Source organism: Faecousia sp. (assembly GCF_048519415.1).
Taxonomy (GTDB): Bacteria; Bacillota; Clostridia; order Oscillospirales; family Oscillospiraceae; genus JAZOXB01.
On record NZ_DBFZUT010000038.1, the window covers coordinates 17,496 to 35,229 of the forward strand.

13 protein-coding genes are annotated in these 17,734 nt (G+C 63.0%); 3 read left to right on the forward strand and 10 right to left on the reverse strand.

The annotated features are described in order from the left end of the window. Positions 1–258: 258 nt before the first annotated feature. From ACMKFF_RS04345 to ACMKFF_RS04385, 9 genes are all read right to left on the reverse strand, one after another. Positions 259–3,741 (reverse strand): UvrD-helicase domain-containing protein, encoded by a 3,483-nt coding sequence (locus ACMKFF_RS04345; RefSeq protein ID WP_419496162.1) that lies wholly within the window; start codon positions 3,739–3,741, stop codon positions 259–261. Continuing rightward, a complete protein-coding gene (locus tag ACMKFF_RS04350; RefSeq protein ID WP_419496163.1) occupies positions 3,734–6,961 on the reverse strand; it encodes a PD-(D/E)XK nuclease family protein in 3,228 nt (1,075 codons plus the stop codon). Before ACMKFF_RS04350 ends, ACMKFF_RS04345 begins: the two co-directional genes overlap by 8 nt. 301 nt (positions 6,962–7,262) lie before the next feature. Next, the gene (locus ACMKFF_RS04355; RefSeq protein WP_419496164.1) at positions 7,263–7,871 is read right to left on the reverse strand and encodes a stage II sporulation protein R; all 609 of its coding nucleotides are present in this window, start codon (positions 7,869–7,871) and stop codon (positions 7,263–7,265) included. A gap of 54 nt (positions 7,872–7,925) precedes the next feature. Then, the gene (gene ispE, locus ACMKFF_RS04360; protein WP_419496165.1) at positions 7,926–8,783 is read right to left on the reverse strand and encodes a 4-(cytidine 5'-diphospho)-2-C-methyl-D-erythritol kinase; all 858 of its coding nucleotides are present in this window, start codon (positions 8,781–8,783) and stop codon (positions 7,926–7,928) included. Continuing rightward, positions 8,780–10,021 (reverse strand): DUF1015 domain-containing protein, encoded by a 1,242-nt coding sequence (locus tag ACMKFF_RS04365; protein ID WP_419496166.1) that lies wholly within the window; start codon positions 10,019–10,021, stop codon positions 8,780–8,782. The genes ispE and ACMKFF_RS04365 overlap by 4 nt, the downstream gene beginning before the upstream one ends. A gap of 108 nt (positions 10,022–10,129) precedes the next feature. Beyond that, on the reverse strand, positions 10,130–11,152 hold the full coding sequence (locus tag ACMKFF_RS04370) for a lipid II:glycine glycyltransferase FemX (protein WP_419496167.1): 1,023 nt from the start codon (positions 11,150–11,152) through the stop codon (positions 10,130–10,132). A gap of 86 nt (positions 11,153–11,238) precedes the next feature. After that, positions 11,239–11,982, reverse strand: a complete 744-nt coding sequence (locus ACMKFF_RS04375; protein WP_419496168.1) for a hypothetical protein — start codon at positions 11,980–11,982, stop codon at positions 11,239–11,241. Continuing rightward, positions 11,979–13,367, reverse strand: a complete 1,389-nt coding sequence (locus ACMKFF_RS04380) for a HAMP domain-containing sensor histidine kinase (protein ID WP_419496169.1) — start codon at positions 13,365–13,367, stop codon at positions 11,979–11,981. The genes ACMKFF_RS04375 and ACMKFF_RS04380 overlap by 4 nt, the downstream gene beginning before the upstream one ends. Further along, positions 13,364–14,023: a response regulator transcription factor gene (locus tag ACMKFF_RS04385; protein ID WP_419496170.1), complete on the reverse strand. Its 660-nt coding sequence runs from the start codon at positions 14,021–14,023 to the stop codon at positions 13,364–13,366. Before ACMKFF_RS04385 ends, ACMKFF_RS04380 begins: the two co-directional genes overlap by 4 nt. 261 nt (positions 14,024–14,284) lie before the next feature. Between ACMKFF_RS04385 and ACMKFF_RS04390 the strand changes: the two genes are divergently transcribed. Beyond that, positions 14,285–15,337, forward strand: coding sequence for a sodium ion-translocating decarboxylase subunit beta (locus ACMKFF_RS04390; RefSeq protein WP_419496195.1), 1,053 nt, complete (start codon positions 14,285–14,287; stop codon positions 15,335–15,337). A gap of 12 nt (positions 15,338–15,349) precedes the next feature. Next, entirely contained in the window at positions 15,350–15,532 is a 183-nt protein-coding gene (locus tag ACMKFF_RS04395) for an OadG-related small transporter subunit (RefSeq protein ID WP_367927125.1), read from the forward strand. Positions 15,533–15,582: 50 nt separating this feature from the next. Here the strand turns inward: ACMKFF_RS04395 and ACMKFF_RS04400 are convergent, their stop codons facing one another. Then, entirely contained in the window at positions 15,583–15,822 is a 240-nt protein-coding gene (locus ACMKFF_RS04400) for a hypothetical protein (RefSeq protein WP_419496171.1), read from the reverse strand. 493 nt (positions 15,823–16,315) lie between these two features. On the opposite strand from ACMKFF_RS04400, the gene ACMKFF_RS04405 reads away from it, so the two are divergent. Beyond that, positions 16,316–17,677, forward strand: coding sequence for an MATE family efflux transporter (locus ACMKFF_RS04405; protein ID WP_419496172.1), 1,362 nt, complete (start codon positions 16,316–16,318; stop codon positions 17,675–17,677). Positions 17,678–17,734 lie beyond the last annotated feature (57 nt).

The following is a 17,734-nucleotide window of genomic DNA, read 5'->3' on the forward strand; positions in this document are numbered from 1 at the left end:
CCTGCATGGAAGATCACCATGTAGGGCCGGGATTTTTCAGGCAGCACCGCATAATTCAGCGAGAGCATTCGCCGAGGGATTTTTTGTCGAGACAAAGTTTGAAAAGTGCAGATGTACTTTGTGTACCCGCAAGGGGCATGCCGCATCCGTAAGGCGGCAAAGCCGCCAACGGCTGCGCAATACCTCAAACTTTTCGAACTGATGGATCGGCAAGAAATAACCGGCAAAGGCCGAAACTGCAATTGTGCGGTGTTGCCTTCATAGGCTGACCGCGGTGTCCGTTGCAAAGAAATACACAATGCGCTCCGACACCGGCAGCTCAAAAATACGCGACAGCGCGCGGCTGTAGGCATCAAGCTGACCGCGATAGTATTCCGCGCGCTCGCGCTCCGCACCGGGGCGCAGGCGGTCACTCTTGAAATCAAGAATGACCAGGCCGTCCAGCTCGATGAGGCAGCAGTCCGTAACGCCCTGCAGCAAAATCTCCTCCCCCTCCAGCGCCGGATCATAATTCGCGCCGTCGTCCAGCACGGAGAATTTGAACTCCCGCACAACCTGTGGGGCCTGCAGCACACGCAGCCCCAGCGGAGAGGCAAAGAAGCGGCGCAGCCGTTCCGGGTCGACAGCCTCAAGCTGCTGCGGCGTCAGGAATTTTTGCCGTCCGAGCCGCTCCAGTTCCGAACGAAGCCCCGACTCGTCTGCGCAGGCTGCATAGTTCAGGTGCTGCATGGCAAGGTGCAGCGCCGTGCCGCGCTCCGCCGCTGTCAATGCCCTTCTCCCCTCTTCGAAGCGCGGGACCGGGAAATGAAGCTTCGGCGCCTGTGCGGTCTGCTCGGCCGCCTCGTTATCCAGTTCGCGGCCCTTGAGCTGCGTCGCTGTCAGCTTTGTCGGCATCGTCACCGCCGCTGCGTGGCCATAGGGCGGAAGGAAGCGCGGCTCCGGCGGCTGCTCACACGCCGGTTCGGCCGATGCGGCAGTTCCCGCCTCCGGGGCGGCCTGCACAGCAGTATGGAGTTGAATGCGCCACGGGTGGCCGCCCTGCAGTGCACAGTCCGGCTGCCCGGCTGCAGCGAACAGCTCGCCCGCCTCCGGCCGGGTCATCGCAGCAAGCAGGATCCAGTCGCCCAAGGAATCCGCGCCCTCCAGCAGGGCGGCATCCGGCGGCAGGCTCAGTCCCTGCGCATAGCTCTCGAGCCTGCGCGTCAGGCGGGCGGCGCAGCAGGTCATGATCAGGCGGTACTGCGGCCGCGTCATGGCGACATAGAGCACGCGCATCTCCTCCGAAACGGCCTCCTGATCCAATCTGCGCGCAATGGCCTGCCGCGCAATGGTCGGGCAGAGGATACGCGCTGCGGGGTCATAGCAGTTTGAGCCAAGCCCCAGCACAGGGTCGGTGAGCACATTGGCGCGGGAGTCCGTGCGGTTGAAGCTCTTGCAAAGGTCCGCCAGAAATACGACCGGGAATTCCAGCCCCTTGGAGCTGTGGATGGTCATCAGCCGAACGGCCCCGGCCGCCGCGCCGCCGCTTGACGGCACGCCGCGCTCCCGCAGGCCCTCCAGATGGCGCAGGAAGCCGGGCAGACCGCAGCCGCCTGCGCGCTCATAGGAATCCGCGATCGAGCGGAACGCCGCCAGATTCCGCTGCCGCTGCGGGCCGTTCGGCAGAGCGGCGCAGAGCGCGGGCAGCAGGAGCCGCTCCTCCGCCTCCTCGAGCAGAGTGCGCAGCGGCGCTTCCTGCGCCGTGCGGCGCAGGTCCTCCAGCACGGCGCAGATGGGCGCTTTGCTTTCGCAAAGCAGCGTGTAATGGTCAGCGTCCCGGTCCCCGGCGCGCAGCCGGGCCAACGCGTCGGCAGGATAGCCGCCAAACGGCGAGAGCAGCACCGCCAGCAGCGGGATATCCTGATGAGGATTGTCGATGATCTGCAGCAGTGCGAAGAGGAAGCGAATCTCCTCCGCAGCAAACAGGTCGTCGCTGCCGCAGGAGGCCGGAATGCCGTGCCGCCGCAGGGCGTCGAGATAGGTCTGCGTCCGGCCGGAGAGCGAGCGCATCAGGATGACGATATCACCGGGCCGGACGGGCCGCAGTCCGTCGCCGTCCGGGATCTTCTCCTCCTGCCGCAGCATCTCCGCGATGCGCGCGGCGACAAACTCCGCCTCGGCCGCCGCGCGGTCCGGCGGCGCGCCGTCCCCGGCCGGGCTGTAGTCGATGGCATGCAGCTCCACGGCAGGCTGCCCCATGTCCGGGAATGTCCGGTTGGCGCGCAGCGCCTCGGCATCGCCGTAGACAATGCCGCCAGTCCGCTCCGTCATCGTCAGGCGGAAAACGTCGTTCGCCGCGGACAAAATTTCTGCATGGGAACGGAAATTATCCGAAAGCAGGATGCGGCGCGGCTCTCCTGCAGCGGGCTTCTCCGCAAACGTGCGGTATTTTTCCAGAAAAATGGTCGGGTCGGCCAGACGGAAGCGGTAGATGGACTGCTTCACGTCGCCGACTAGGAACACATTGCGGCCCTCCCGCGAGATCGCGGAATAAATTGCCTCCTGCACGCGGTTCGTATCCTGATATTCGTCCACGAGAATTTCGGCGTAGCGCCCGGCCACCTCGCGGGCGGCCGCCGTCGGCGCGCCGGAGCGGTCCGTCAGCAGGCGAAGGGCAAAATGCTCCAGATCGTTGTAGTCGAGCAGGTGCCTTCTGCTCTTTTCCGCCGCAAAGCGCGCGGAAAATGCCCGCGTCAGGGCCAGCAGTCCGCGCAGCGCCTCCGCGCTTCCGCTGAGCTCCCGCAGCGTCTCGTCCGGCTGCAAAGAGAACGGCTCGAGCCTGCGCCGCACGCGCGCGACGGTGTCCGTGCGCAGGCGCTTGATGCGCTCCTGCGTCTCCGGGTCGGCGCATTTTCGGATCGCCGGGAAACGGCCGAAATCCGGCGGGATGCGCGCAAGCGCCTCCCACGATCCGGCAGAGGCCAGCGCCTCGAGCAGCAGGAGATTGGCCTGCAGCACGGGCGCATAGGCGGAAACGGCCTCGTTCTCCTCAGCAAGCGCCAGCGCGCGGCGCAGCATGGCCGCATCGCTCTGCAGGCCGCGCTGCAGCTCCCGCAGCAGCCACTCGCCCCAGATCGTCTGGCCGGGGTCCGTGCAGTCCGTCACATACAGCATGACCTCCCAGCGGTCCGCCGTCGCAGCCGGATCGGGATAGCACTGCAGGTTCGTGTAGACGCGCACGATCAACTCCTGCAGTGCGCGGTCGTCCCGTCCTGCGCCGGGCAGATCCAGCGCAGCGCGCACGGCGGGCGACGGATCTGCATAGGCCTCCTCGAGAACGGCGCGCACGGCGCGCTCCCGCAAGGCGGCTGCCTCCTGCTCGTCTGCAAGGCGGAAATCGGCGGGCAGCTCCAGAACGTGGGCATAGTCCCGCAGGAGCGCCGCGCAGAAGCTGTGGACCGTGGAGATCTGTGCCAGATAGACGCGGCTGAGCTGCCGCTGCAGATGGCGGTTCTCCGGGTCGGCGGCAAGGCGGCGGTTCAGCTCCGCCAGCAGCTTGCCGCGCAGCTCCGCTGCAGCCGCCTGCGTGAAGGTGATGAGCAGGAATTCGTCGACACACCTGCCCTCGCGGATGACCTGATCGAGCACGCGATCGATCAGGACGCGGGTCTTACCGGAGCCTGCGGCCGCCGCGACCAGCAGGGCGCAGCCGCGGCTCTCCACCGCCGCCCGCTGTCCGGGCGTCAATACGATCTCAGCCATGCTCTCTCCTTTCCAGCGTCTGCCAGAATTCCTCCGCCGTGATCTTCTTCAGCCAGCGAGGCTGTTCATGTCCGGCGCAGATCTCCGAATAGGGGCAGAACGCACAGGCGCTGTCCTTCGCATCCCGGATGCAGGGATCCGGGTCGATACAGCCGTCCGCCAGCTCGTCTCCGAGCGCAGCCACGGTCCGGAACACGAAGCGCTCCAGCTGGGCAAGCTGGACAAACGAGGCAAGGTCGCCCGTTTTCCGCCCCTCCTTGTCAAGCGTATACGGCAGAAAACGCGGGCTCCCGCCGCACGGCTCCATAGCCTCGAGCACCGGATCGCTGTTCAGCAGCACGCCGGAGCGGCGCAGCTGCTTGCGGCGCTCCTTTTCGATCTCGGCCTGCGCAAGACGGTCGCGCACGGAGACGCGCTCGATGCGCGCCGGGAAATACAGCACGCCCGCAGGCAGCGGCTCGCCATGGAGCAGATGTCCGCCCTGCCGGACGAGGGCAAAGAGATACAGCAGCATCTGCAGCCCGCGCCCGTGCAGCACGTTCGTATAATCGAAGCTCTTTTTGCCGGTCTTGTAGTCCACAACGCGGACATAGGGCCGGCCGCCGCTCTGCCAGACGTCTACACGATCAACAAAGCCCTCCACAACGCCGCGGCAGCGTTCCCCGGCAAAGGCCACACCCGGCAGCGCGCCGCGCGCCGAGAATTCCAACTCGCAGAATTTCGGGCGGAAGGCGGAGACGGACAGCTCGTCATACAGCTCGTCGACGACCTGCGTCACCTCGTCAAACGTCCGCCGGAGCAGATAGCCCGTCCGGCCCGAGTCCGGGAAAGTCTCGAGCAGGGTCTGTGCGTTCTGCTCCATGCGCTCCTGCGCCAGTTCCTGCACCCGGCTGCGCGGCACGGCGGCAAATCCGCCCTCGCGCTCCGTCTGCTGCACGATATACTCCAGCACGTCGTGCACGAACGTGCCGTAGAACCGGCTGTCGAATTCCGCCGGTTCGCGTTCCTGCGCCCGCAGGCCATACTGCAGAAAATGTGCAAAGCGGCATCCGGCCAGCACATCGATGCGCGAGGAGGAGAAGTGCAGCTCCGCGCCATAGAGCGCCCGCGCCGTCTCCGGCCGGAGCGAGCCGGGCGAATAGGTCCGGGCCTGCTCCGCACGCGCGGCAGCCCCGGCAAACATCGGCTCCTGCAGCAGACCGCCCGCGGCGGGCAGCCAACGCTCCAGATAGGCCTGCGGCGCGCGCAGCACCAGCGCCTCATCCGTCGCCCCGCGCACCGCCTGCGGCTGCAGCTCCGTCAGCCGGTGGAAAAAGTAGGATTCCCGCTCCTGCACGGCGCTGACCCACAGTGAGCGCCGCGGCGCTTCCAGCACGCTCGCCATGGCGGCAAGCTCGCGGTCGAGCCGGGCCGAAGCAGCAGGGCCGACCTCCAGCCCCATGCGCTGCAGGCTGGCGCGCTCGGCATCCGTCAAGAGGCTGCGCGGCGCGGCAGCAGCCGGGAACGCACCCTCGTTCGCGCCGAGCAGCAGCAGATGCGGCACATCCGCACGGCGGAGCGACATGACGCTGCCGACCGTGACGCTGTCGAGCTGAGCCGGGATCGTGCCGATATCATACTGGCTCAGAACGACGCGGAAAATATGGAAAAATGCGTCCGCCGTGCGGACGGTGCGGCCGAGCACGCCGTACAGCTGCTCCAGCACCGTGCAGACAATGCCGTAGACCTGCGTCAGCTCCTGCGCCTTCTGCAGACTGCCGCTCCGATAGGCCTCCTGCGCACGCTCGTTCAGCCGCTCGCGCAGACCGGTCTGCTCCAGAAAATGATAGAGCGCCAGCACCATCTCGCCCGTATTCTGCGCGGCGCGCAAACCGCGCCGCAGGGCGGACAGGGGGGCGATCGCCTCTGCGCGCCATGCGTTCAGCTCGGCCAATCGCTCCGGCGGCGCAGCGCGGCCGTGCAGCCCGGCCGGGTCCATCGTCCATTCGCGCTCCCAGCGCGCACCCTGGATATTCCAGATCACGGCATAGTTCTCCAGTGCGTCGCACGCGGCGGCGTCCAGCGGAGAAAGGCCGGATTTTAAGTACGCCAGAACGGCCTCCTGCTCCATGCCGCCCGAGGCCGCCTCCAGCGCGGCAAGCAGCATGCGCACGACCGGCTCACGGAGCAGATCGCGCGTTCCGGCAAAATAGGCCGGGATGCCCGCACGGCGCAGGACGGTCTCGAGCACCGGACGATAGGTCTCCGGGTCGGCGCAGGCCACGGCAATGTCGCGCCAGCGCGCGCCGCCCTCCATCCTTTGCAGAATTTCACCCGCCGCAGCGCGGCACTCCGTCTCGATATCCGGCGCGCACGGAAGGCAGACGCCCGGAAGCGCCGGGCAGGCCGCTCCCCTGCCGAACAGCGCGCGCAGCAGAGGCGAAAAAGCCTCATCCTCTGCCGGGAATTCCCGGAGCTGTACCGCCGCGCCCGCCTGCCGGGCCGCTCTCTGCAGGCTGCGGATCGTATCCCGCGCAGCATCGAAAATTTGCGCACCGCCCGCCGGGCTGTCGCAGCTCAGCGCAACGGTCACCTCCGCCCCGCCTGCAAGGAGCTGCGTCAGGATCTCCAGCTCCACGCCGTTCAGGTCGGTAAAGCCGTCAAGATACAGCTGCCGCCCTGCAGCAAACGTTCCGGTCTCCAGCGCGGCGGCAAGCCGCGTCAGGCGGCTGGACGGGTCCTGCCCCGCATTAGCGCAGGCGGCGTCATAGCTCTCCATCAGGAGGGCAAATTCCTCGGTCTTCACGGCCAGCGCGCCGCTGAGCTTCTCCGATGCCGCGCGCAGCAGCTCCGGCCGCAGGCAGTAGGCACGGAATTCCTCCAGCGTGTCGAGCAGCTGCAGCAAAAATTCCGGCCGGGACGTGCTGGCACCGAACAGCTTCAGCCGCGGGCGCACCTGCTCCACAGCCAGCGCCATCAGCAGCAGCCGTCCGCCCGCGTCCGTCTCCTCGCAGGCGGAGCCGCCCTCGATGGAAAACACGCGCGAGGCCAGCCGGGAAAAGCTCAGGACCTCGGCAAAGCGGCTGATCGTGTCGCCGCCCGCGCGGCAGAGCATGCGTTCGGCCTCGTGGGAGAACTGCTCCGGCACGACCAGGATGCGCTGCGCCGTTTTTTCGCAGAGCGCCTGCATCACGCGGGCCGTGTTCTGTTTTCTGCTCGGACAAAGCCAAAGCTCCAGCATGTTTCTCACCTCTTTTTACCTATTGTAACACACGCCGCGCGAAAAGAAAAGCCCACACCGGATCACGACGTGAGCTGCGGACTGTTGAAAAAACTGCCCAGCCAAAGGTTCCGGAGGGAAGAAAAGTGTGAAAGGAAACCGTCAGGGTTTCCTTTCGCGTTAAATAACCCGCCGCAGCGGCAGAATTGCAAAATCATGCTGCAAAAATTGATTTTGCAATTCTGATAGCAGCTTGGCGAAAAAGTCCAACAGGACTTTTTTGACAAGCTGAGCCCACGCCGGGTCACGGCGTGGGGCTGGTTCATGAAAACAGTTCCTTGAGCTTCTGGAGCCACTCGAGCGTTTTGAAGCGCAGGCGGTATTCCGGCTGCTCCTCCGTGATCCATGCAGCCTCGTCCTCGTCAAAACCTCCCGCGGCAGCCTGCAGCTCCGCCTCATCGCTCGTTGCGGCCGTGCAGAGCGTCGGGAACACGACGCACCACCAGTTTTTCCCGGCGGCTTCGCCGATCTGCACCCGCAGCGAGGGGTATGTCCCGGCAGGCAGAGAAAAGCTGGCATAGTCCCGTGTGCCGTAGGTTTCCGGGCCGAGGCTGACCGTCACGTCATAGCCGCTGCCCGCAAGCACGCGCTGCGCCGCCTCCGCGATCTCCGGCAGATGGACCGCGATGCATTTGCGCGCGTCATCCGCCGTTTCGCAGTCTGCCGTCAGGCCGGACACGCAGGCCAGCACGCCGTCGCGCACGCGCAGCTTCTGCGCCTGATCAGCTGCTTCATCGGAATTGGCAATGACATGCAGCCGCACGGTCTTCCGCGCCAGCCTGCGCTGCCGCACGAGCGTATCGGCCGTATAAATGCTGCCGGTCAACAGAGCAAGCGACAGCAGCCAGCAGAGGATCCTTCTGATTTTCATAAAAAACACCGTCCATTCCGTAGTTGCCTATAGAATGGACGGGTTTTGGAATTTTTATACCGTTTTGGCGATAAAGACCTGCGGATAATTGTCCTTGAGCATCGTGCAGGCGACGGCGGCATATTCGAACGAGTCAAACAGGCCATAAACGGCAGAGCCGCTGCCCGTCATCTGCGCGCCATAGGCGCCATAGGACATCATGATGGACTTGATATAGTTCAGCTCCAGATGGTCCGGAATGGCGACCTGTTCAAACACATTGCACAGGCCCGCGCCGATGGCCTCGAGATCGCCCTTTTCAAGCGCGGCTCGCATGGCGCGCGTGTCCGGCCGCTTGGCAAGCGCGACATCGTCGAGTTTGGCATAGAGCGCCGGGGTGGAAAAGCAGACGTCCGGCTTACAGATCACGGTGAACATCTCCGGCGTGTCCGGCAGCTTCGTCAGCCGCTCGCCGCGCCCCTCGGCCAGAGCCGTGCCGCACAGCACGCAGAACGGAACGTCGGAACCGATCTGCGCGCCCAGCTCACACAGCGCATAGACGGAAAGCGGATAGTCCCTCCAGCGGTTCAGCGCGCGCAGCACAGCCGCCGCGTCGGCGCTTCCGCCGCCAAGGCCCGCCCCGGACGGGATGCGCTTGGTGATGCGGATGGTCAGGCCGTCCGGCTCGCCGCCGAACGTGTCAAAGAACACGCGAGCGGCACGCCAGGCCAGATTCGTTTCGTCCAGCGGGATGCCCGCCGTTTCACACTCGATGCGCCAGCCCGTGCCGGTGTCCAGCAGGAGCTCGATGTCGTCGCGCAGGGCAACAGTCTGCAGGATGCTGCGGATATCGTGGTAGCCGTCTTCACGGCGGTCCAGCACGTCGAGCGTGAGGTTGATCTTTGCAAATGCGCCTTCGGTCAGAGTTGTCATTTGATCTTTCTTCCTTCAAGATAGTAACGTTTTTCGCGGCTGTGGCCCATCGAGAACGTCTTGCGCGGCAGGATGCCGTCGGCAATGACGCCGCGGAAGAGCTGGCTCTTCTCCATGGCGGGCAGCAGGAAGCCGATGGCGTTCGGCTGCTTTGCCAGCGCGATGAGGGCGTCGTCGTCATGGATGTAGTCCACTTCGCCGGGATGATCGGCCAGATAGCTGTCCAGGAAGCCCTGCAGCACGCCGACGGCCAGCTCGCTGAGCGAACGGTCGAGCAGCACCGTGCCGGACTCCTCGCCCGCGTACCACGTCACAGGGAAGCCGCCCTCGGCGCAGGCCTGGCTCTCCAGCGCCTTCCGCAGCGCCTTCGGGTCGCAGCCCGTCACAACGCGGTGGATCGGCTCAAAGACCTGCGCGGGATCATGGATGTTCTCCAGCTCCACGAGCGCATAGCGCGCGGGATGGTTCGACAGATCCTCACCGGGATGGTTGCGTTTCAGTTCTTCATAGCAGGACTTTGCGGTGGCAAGGGAATGGTTGCCGTCGCCGACGGCGAACACCATGGGAACCCCCTTCAGGCCCTCGTACTTCTTGCCGACGTTTGCGGTATAGTCCATCAGGCGGGCATTGAACGCAGCGGCTTCCTCGCCGTCGACGAGCCAGCCGCGGATGTGGCCGCCGTCCTCCATGAGGTCAAAGTCATAGAGCTTCTCGAGCTTGTCCTTCTTCTCCGCGATCGGCTCGATGAGCACATGCTCATGGTCGTCCGCCAGCATCAGGATGTGCGGCAGCTCGACGGGCGCTTCGCGGCGGACGCGCATGCGCGGCGGAATGCGCTCAACGACCGTGCGCTCCGTGGCGCGGATGGGCGAAACGGAGCCGGTGGAATAGTCATAGGCGTCCAGATCGACCATGCCGATGAGGCCGCGGCGGATGGAGCCGTTTTCCAGCGTGCGCTCCACATAAACAAACGAATCCTTCAGCGTGCGGAAGACGTTGGCATCGAGATATTCCGCCATTGTGCGGTTGATGAGCGCCGTGTGCGCAGCCTCCTGCGGGGTACCAAGCTCTGCCTCGGGCAGAATAAGGTTGATCGTCGAGGGAGATCCCTCGGCATGCTGCCGGACACGCTCCCAATAGGCAGGGTCAGAGGTGAACTGATCGCAGGCGATGACCGCCCACTTCTCCATGGAATCGACCTGCGGGAAGAGAATGTCTGCCGGTAAAAACGCGTTCATGTGGATATCCGCCTTTCAAAATTTTTGTAGGAATCAGCCAAAATTATTATAGCGTATCTTACAGATTTTGTATAGAGGAAAAAACGAAAACCAGCAAATAATTCGATATTACTCGCGCACGAATATCTTCTGCAAGGTATGGACGAGCTTTGCGCGCATCGGGTGCAGCACGCGGTCGCACTGGCCGACATAGGCATGGAACTGCGCGCCGAAGCCCTGCTTGTAGTGATGCAGGCCGTAATAGGGATTCTCCGGCACGGGATAGCCCTCGACGCCGCGGAAGTCGAAGTAACGGTAGCCGCCCTCGAGCGCGTCGCGCTGCATCTGCCACTGGATCAGCTCATTCGGAAAATCGGCCTGATAGGCACGGTCCGAGCAGGCATACATATGCCACACGCGGTTGCCAAGCTCGGCCGTGATGCTCGCGGCGATGATGACGCCGTCCTTCTCCGCAAGGTACAGCCTGGCCATGGGGCCGAGCGCCTCGAGGAAGTGGGCATAGTACTGCTGCGGCCGCGCGGTAAAGCCGTTCTTTGCCGCCGTGGCGAGCATCATGCGGTAAAACACCGGGATATCCGAGACATCGCCCAGCCGGACAGTCACGCCGTTGCGCTCCGCGCGGCGGATGTCATAGCGCTTTGTTTTATTATAGTAGGCCAGAAGCGACTCCGGCGTGAAGCCCTGCAGGTCGAGCACATAGCACATGCGCGGCTGGAACAGGGAAAAATCGCTCGCCTGATTGACGGTAAAGCCCAGACGGCGCACCTCGTCCAGAAACGCCGTGTCCGTCTCCTCCAGCATCGGGTCAATGCGGATCATATAGTCGCCGCGCTTTTCGGCAAGAGCGCGCATGGCGTCCACAAGCGCCTCGAGCGTGGCGTAGTCGCCGTCCCGGAAGATCGGCCCGCGCGGCGCATAGAGAAAGCCCGTGTGCATATGGCGGATGCGGTGCTCCAGAATGGCCATGGAGCCGATGATCTCGCCCTTTTCATCGCGGCAGAGGATGCCGGTCCAGCCCCATCCCTCCTTCACGCGGCCCCAGACGGAGGTCTGCATGAAATGGCAGTTCGGCTGCCGGAGCACAAAGGCGTCCAGCTCCGCCGCCTGATCGATGGTCACATATTCGATCATGGTACGTTCCTTTCTGCCCCCGCACCGGCGGGAGCGCGTATCCGTATCGGAAATCTCACCCATTTTACCACAGGCGGGACGCTGCGTCAACTGCCGAACGAGCCCAGCGCGATCGCCATCCCCGGCGCAGCGCCGTGCCGAAAGCCATAGGTGACCGCATTTCCGTCGGCATCCCCCAGCACGAAGCCCAGTTCGCTGGGCTCTGCCGTGGAATACCACTGCTTGACAAGGGAGTCCTCCGGCCGGAATGCATTGGCCGTCAGACCGTAATAATCTGCCACTCGCTGCCGCCAGCCGTCCGTATCCTCCAGAGTATCCGGCAGGTCCTGCAGCAGGATCAGATAATCGGACTCCTGATAGAACAGCATCTCCAGATGGAGCAGCCTGCCGGTCTGCGCATCGAGCAGAATGATCGTGTCAATAAACGGCGTATGGTGCAGTGACGCACGGATCGCCGAAAACACCGTGCCCGAGGCCGTGTCAAGGATCCATCCGCTTTCCGCAAATACCTCACCTGACAGGTCGATATACGGCTGGATCGGCTGCGGGATAACACTCTGCGCATCGAGCAGCCACTGCTGCGTCTGCGCCGTCAGCGCGCCGGCGTCATCGCCGGTATTCTGCGCAATGAACTCACCGACGGCGGCAAGGCGGAGCCGTTCCATCAGAGTCACCGCTTCCTCCATATCCAGCTCTGCGCCATCGACGGAAAATTCCGTCTCGGCCACGCGGTCGAGCTTCTGCTGCAGAAAACGCTGCGGAAGCAGAAGAGCTGCCGCAAGGACCGCGCAGGCCGCGGCTGCCAGCCACCAGCTTCGCATTCGCTTCATTTCTGCTCTCCTTTCAGAAGGAATGACACACGCGTTCCCTCGCCGACCACGCTCTCAAACCGCAGGCTCGACCCATGGACCTCGGCGATCTTCCGGCACAGCGTCAGGCCGAGGCCCGCGCCGCCCGCCGCTCTGGCGCGCGATTTATCCACCATATAAAACGGATCGGTGATGCGGGACAGCTCCTCCGGAGGAATGCCGCGCCCCGGATCGATCACGCAGAACAAATAGCCCGACGGAACACCCCTGCCGCGCAGCTGCAGAACCGCGCCTGGCGGGGAGGCCTTGTGCGCGTTATCGAGCAAATTGAGCAGCAGCGTCCGCAGCAGCTCCGGTTCGCCCCAGACGGCCGCCTCCTCCACATCGCACTGCAGGCTCTGCTTCTGCCGGACAAGCCGGTATTCGCAGCTTTTCCGCACGGAGGCCGCAAGCGCACCGGTCTGCACCCAGGAGAAGGAGGGCTCACTGCGCTCAAGCGCAAACAGGTCCAGCAGCGCGAACGACATGCGCTCCAGACGTTTTCCCTCGGTGTAGATCGCGTTGGCTGCTTCAAACTGCATCTCGTTCGGAAGCGTTCTGCTGCGCAGTGTGTCGGCATAGCCGATGACGGAGGTCAGAGGCGTTTTCAGCTCATGCGCAAAGCTGGCCGTAAATTCCTTCTGACGCTGCGCCGCAGCCGCCAGCTCCCGCAGCCGCGCCTCGAGCGCATCGGCCATGGCGTTGAAATTCTGCGCCAGATCGCCGAGCTCGTCATCGGTGCGGACCGTGACGCGCCTGTCCGTCTGCCCGGCCGCAAGCTGCCGCGCCGTGCGCGAGATGCGGCGGAGGGGCCGCGTCATATAGACAGACAGAGCTGCCGTTGCCGCGACCGCAGCCCCAAGCACAGCGGCAAGGATCCATCGAAAGCGCTGCAATTCCGTCTCCGCTTCGCGCAGCATGTCCGTAATGTCGTTCAGGCAAGTCAGAGAGTATGTACCGCCGTACAGTGTAAGCAGCGACGTTGTGATCAGGCGGCTGCCGGAGGTGGTATTCTGCACACGGGAGACGATCACGCCCGCCCTTCCGTTCTGCACCGCCTCCTGTGGGAAGTCCGCGCTTTCAGATAAAACCGTGCCGTCCGCCGCGTGCAGGCAGTAGCTGCGGTCCTGCGGAATAGCCTCCAGCGCCCTTTCAATCGCGCCGGAGGAAGCGGTGTCCTGCCCCTGCTCTCTGGCGCAGAGCGCCTGCACCGTCATGCCGAGCAGCCGTACCCCCTCCTGCGCATCGCGGACTTGTCCCTGCAGACGCGCGTCAAACGAGCTGCTCATGACCAGGTAGCCGCCGACGGCCAGAGAAGCCGCCAGCAGCATGGTGATGAGGGCGGTCATTTTGGCAGCAAATCTCAATCCGTCACCTCCAGTCGGTAGCCTGTCTTATAGATCGTCAGGAGCTTTCCCTGCCAGCCCAGCTTTCGCCGCAGCCGCTGCACATGCAGGTCGACCGTGCGGCTGTCACCCGTGAATTCCGTGCCCCAGACGCGCTCATAGATCGTTTCGCGGAACAGCGCGATGTTCCGGTTCTGTACAAACAGGAGCAGCAGGTCAAATTCCTTCGGCGTGAGCAGAATCGGTTCGCCGCCGCGTGTGACGCGCATGGCTCGTGCGTCGATGCACACATCTCCTACGGTATACTGGTCTCCGGTCTTTCCGGTGCGGCGCAGGACGCTCTCCACCCGCGCGATCAGCTCTACAATGTCGAATGGCTTGACAAGATAGTCATCCGCTCCGGCGCGCAGACCGTTAACGCGGTCGCTGACCGAGCCGCGCGCCGTCAGGAAGATCACCGGCGTTTTCGTTGGGCGGATCAGGTCCATCAGTTCGAAGCCATCCGCCCCAGGAAGCATGATATCCAGAAGGATCAGATCGAAGCTCATCTGCTCCAGAAGGTCTGCGGCCGCCAGACCGTCATATTCGCAGGTGCATTCGTAGCCGCACGCGCTGAGATTCAGGTCGATCAGACGTGCGATCGTTATTTCATCTTCCACGATCAAAATCCGGATCATGATTTTTCCTCCCAAAAAGCATTTCCTGAGGATAGTTTGCATCTGCCTTGTATCTATATTGTATCACAGGAACGGTCCGCCCACCAGCCCTGCGGAAATTTTGTGTACTTTACCCAGATTTAACATTCTATCCTCTTGCATCTGCCGGGACGTTCGATTATAATTGTGTTATTATACTGCCAAAGGGAGGCAACGTATTTGGAAGTTCTGTTAGAAAATGCGCAGTCCCTGCTGCAGGGAGACGGCTGGAAGCTCATCGTCATGTGGGTCATCGGCGCGGTGCTCATCTATCTCGCCATCGCCAAGGATATGGAGCCCTCGCTGCTGCTGCCGATCGGCTTCGGCGCGATCCTGATGAATCTGCCGGGCGCGGACCTCGAGATCCTGCACCTGCTGTATGAAAAGGGCATCGCAAATGAGCTGTTCCCTCTCATTCTGTTCATCGGCATCGGTGCAATGATCGATTTCGGTCCGCTGCTGTCGAATCCCAAGCTGATGATCTTCGGCGCTGCGGCACAGTTCGGCATATTCTTCACATTTTTCGTGGCGAGCCTCTGCGGCTTTGACATCCGCGACTCCGCCTCCATCGCCATCATCGGCGCGGCGGACGGCCCAACATCCATTGTCGTGGCAAACGCCCTGCAGAGCGGCTACATCGGCGCGATCACCGTCGCTGCCTATTCCTATATGGCGCTGGTCCCCATCGTCCAGCCGCCCGTCATCCGCCTGCTGACAACGAAGAAGGAGCGGCTCATCCGCATGCCGTATGAGCCGAAGCAGATCTCCAAAACGACGCGCATCCTCTTCCCCATCGTCATCACGATCATCACGGGCATCTTTGCCCCGAAGGCAGTCGCGCTCGTCGGCTTCCTGATGTTCGGCAACCTGATCCGCGAGTGCGGCGTGTTGAACTCGCTGTCCGAGACGGCGCAGAAGGTGCTGGCGAACCTTATCACGATCTTCCTCGGCATCTCCATCGCGTTCAACATGCACGCGGTGCAGTTCCTGAAGCCGCAGACGCTGCTCATCATGGGCCTCGGCCTTGTTGCCTTCATCTTCGACACGGCGGGCGGCGTCCTCGTGGCGAAGTTCCTGAACCTGTTCCTGCCGAAGGGCAGGAAGATCAATCCCATGATCGGTGCTGCCGGTATCTCGGCCTTCCCGATGTCCTCCCGCGTCATCCACAAGATGGGCCTGAAGGAGGACCCGCAAAATTTCCTGCTCATGCACACCGTCGGCGTCAATGTTTCGGGCCAGATCGCCTCTGTCATTGCGGGCGGCCTGATCATGAGCCTTGTCTACACCATTGGGTAAGGAGGAATGACCATGCAGCTGCTGCCGATCCTCACCGCCGTTGCGGAACAGTCGATCCCGGGCCGTCCTGCCACATGGCAGGAATCCCTGCGCCTGATGGGCGCCGGCTGGGGTTCCATTTTCATTGTGATCCTCGTCATCATGCTCTGCGTCTATCTGCTCAACCGCATATTCCGCAGTAAGGATCCCAAATAAAAACTGCGCGGGCGCTGCCAAAAGCAGCGCCCGCATTTTGTGTCATCAGATCATTTCTCCGTCTCCGCTTCAAAACGATAGCCCTCGGCGACGAGCCAGCTTTCGATCCGGGCGCGGCAGCTTTTCTGCTCCTCCGGGGTGATCCAGCGCCTGCGGGTTCTGCTCTTGCCGCTCGTTCCGTAGGCAGCAAGGTCCTTTTCGAGCAGGAGGTGCTTTTTCCCCTCCTTCTCCGTATACGTCAGCACAGCCACCCGGTCGCCGAGGCCGCAGTAGAGCGCATACTCGCCCATTCTGATCTCGCCCGGCCCGTGCGGTATTCCAGGCTGGAGCGCTTCCACTCCCGCAGCAGGAAATTCAGGGCAAGGCCCCACTTCGGCGTGCCCCAGTTTGCCAGCGGGATATTGAAGCCGATGGCAAAAAACAGGAACAGCGCCGGGAGAAAGATCAGGATATTGGCACAGGCCTGCGTGCCTGAGCTTCGGGAACTTCATATGTGGATTCCTCCTCTGGAAAATCGCGCCGGAATATGATAGAATTAAGGCAACACCACACAATTGCAGCTTCAGCCTTCGTCGGATCTTTTTCGTCGATCCAGCGGTTCGAAAAGTTTGAAGTATTGCGCAGCCGTTGGCGGCTTTGCCGCCTTACGGATGCGGCATGCCCCTTGCGGGTACGCAAAGTACATCTGCACTTTTCAAACCTTGTCTCGGCAAAAAATCTATCGCCGAATGCTCTCGCTGAATTATGCGGTGCTGCCCTAAAAAAATGTCGGAGGGATTCTGAATGGCTCATGTTCCGAACAGTGCGGAGCAATATGAGAAGATGATCGGCACGCCGATCCCGCAGCTCGTCAGCTCGTTGGCGATCCCGACTACCATCAGCATGCTCGTTACGGTTATTTACAACACAGCGGATACCTATTTCGTCTCCCAAATCAACAAATCGGCATCGGCTGCAGTCGGCATGGTCTACACGCTCATGGCCATTCTGCAGGCCGTCGGCTATGGACTCGGCATGGGCGCAGGCAGCCTCATCAGCCGCAAGCTCGGCGAAAAGGACGACGACGCGGCCGAGCGCTACGCCGTCAGCGCCTTTGTGGCCGCCATTCTCGCGGGTGCGGTCGTCGGCTGGGGCTGTCTTGCCGGGTTGAAGCCGATCCTGCGCGCGCTGAAATGCACGGACACTATGCTCCCCTATGCCGTCCCCTACGCCCGCTGGATCCTGCTCGTCGCGCCGGTCAGCTGCGCCTCGTTCGTGCTGAACAACACGCTCCGCGCCGAGGGCGAATCGACGCTCGCCATGTGGGGGCTTGGACTGGGCGGCGTGCTGAATATCGTGCTCGATCCCCTGTTCATCTTCACGCTGGACATGGGCGCAGGCGGCGCGGCACTGGCCACAGCCGTCAGTCAGGTCGTGAGCTTTGTGCTTCTGCTGATGTTCTTCCTGACCGGCCGCTCCATCGTCCGGCTGCGCCTGCGCATCGTAAGTCGTCATTTCTGTGATTACTGGCTTATTTTTTCGACGGGTCTTCCAACCGTCTGCCGGCAGGGCCTCGGCAGCGTGGCCTCGGCCGTGCTCAATATGCAGGCCGTCCTCTATGGCGACGCGGCCGTCTCGGCCATCACGATCGCGAACAAGCTCTATGTCTTCGTGCGCAATCTCGTCATCGGCATCGGGCAGGGCTTCCAGCCCGTTGCAGGCTATAACTACAGCGCCGGAAAGCGCCGCCGCACATGGCAGGCGTTCTGGTTCTCTTCCCTCGTCGGCACGGTGCTCTGCACGGTCTGCGCCATCGTCATGGCCATCTTCGCGCGGCCGATCCTGTGGTGGTTCTGCAGCGACGCGGAGGTCGTGCGCATCGGTGCGGATACGCTGCGCTTCTCCTGCATCGTTCTGCCGCTGCTGGCCGTCTCGACGTTCGTCAATCAGCTCTATCAGTGCCTCGGCTACCGCACGGCCGCGACGTTCCTGGCAAGCTGCAGGCAGGGCATTTTCTTCCTTCCGGCCGTGCTGCTCCTGCCGCTGTGGCTGCATTGCGCCGGTGTGGAGATGAGCCAGCCCGTGGCAGACCTTCTGACCTTCGTGATCTCCATGCCGTTCCTCGCAGCATTTTACCGGCACCATATCCGCGGGCATGCAGAGTAAACTCAACGAAAAAATTCGGGGCGAAAAGCCCCGAATTTTTTTCGCGCGATTCAAGTA

What these genes read in the sequence shown, in the direction of transcription:
- ACMKFF_RS04345 (WP_419496162.1), bottom strand. Translation starts at nt 3,741, where the DNA reads ATGGCTGAGATCGTATTGACGCCCGGACAGCGGGCGGCGGTGGAGAGC.
- ACMKFF_RS04350 (WP_419496163.1), bottom strand. Translation starts at nt 6,961, where the DNA reads ATGCTGGAGCTTTGGCTTTGTCCGAGCAGAAAACAGAACACGGCCCGC.
- ACMKFF_RS04355 (WP_419496164.1), bottom strand. Translation starts at nt 7,871, where the DNA reads ATGAAAATCAGAAGGATCCTCTGCTGGCTGCTGTCGCTTGCTCTGTTG.
- ispE (WP_419496165.1), bottom strand. Translation starts at nt 8,783, where the DNA reads ATGACAACTCTGACCGAAGGCGCATTTGCAAAGATCAACCTCACGCTC.
- ACMKFF_RS04365 (WP_419496166.1), bottom strand. Translation starts at nt 10,021, where the DNA reads ATGAACGCGTTTTTACCGGCAGACATTCTCTTCCCGCAGGTCGATTCC.
- ACMKFF_RS04370 (WP_419496167.1), bottom strand. Translation starts at nt 11,152, where the DNA reads ATGATCGAATATGTGACCATCGATCAGGCGGCGGAGCTGGACGCCTTT.
- ACMKFF_RS04375 (WP_419496168.1), bottom strand. Translation starts at nt 11,982, where the DNA reads ATGAAGCGAATGCGAAGCTGGTGGCTGGCAGCCGCGGCCTGCGCGGTC.
- ACMKFF_RS04385 (WP_419496170.1), bottom strand. Translation starts at nt 14,023, where the DNA reads ATGATCCGGATTTTGATCGTGGAAGATGAAATAACGATCGCACGTCTG.
- ACMKFF_RS04390 (WP_419496195.1), top strand. Translation starts at nt 14,285, where the DNA reads ATGTGGGTCATCGGCGCGGTGCTCATCTATCTCGCCATCGCCAAGGAT.
- ACMKFF_RS04395 (WP_367927125.1), top strand. Translation starts at nt 15,350, where the DNA reads ATGCAGCTGCTGCCGATCCTCACCGCCGTTGCGGAACAGTCGATCCCG.
- ACMKFF_RS04400 (WP_419496171.1), bottom strand. Translation starts at nt 15,822, where the DNA reads ATGGGCGAGTATGCGCTCTACTGCGGCCTCGGCGACCGGGTGGCTGTG.
- ACMKFF_RS04405 (WP_419496172.1), top strand. Translation starts at nt 16,316, where the DNA reads ATGGCTCATGTTCCGAACAGTGCGGAGCAATATGAGAAGATGATCGGC.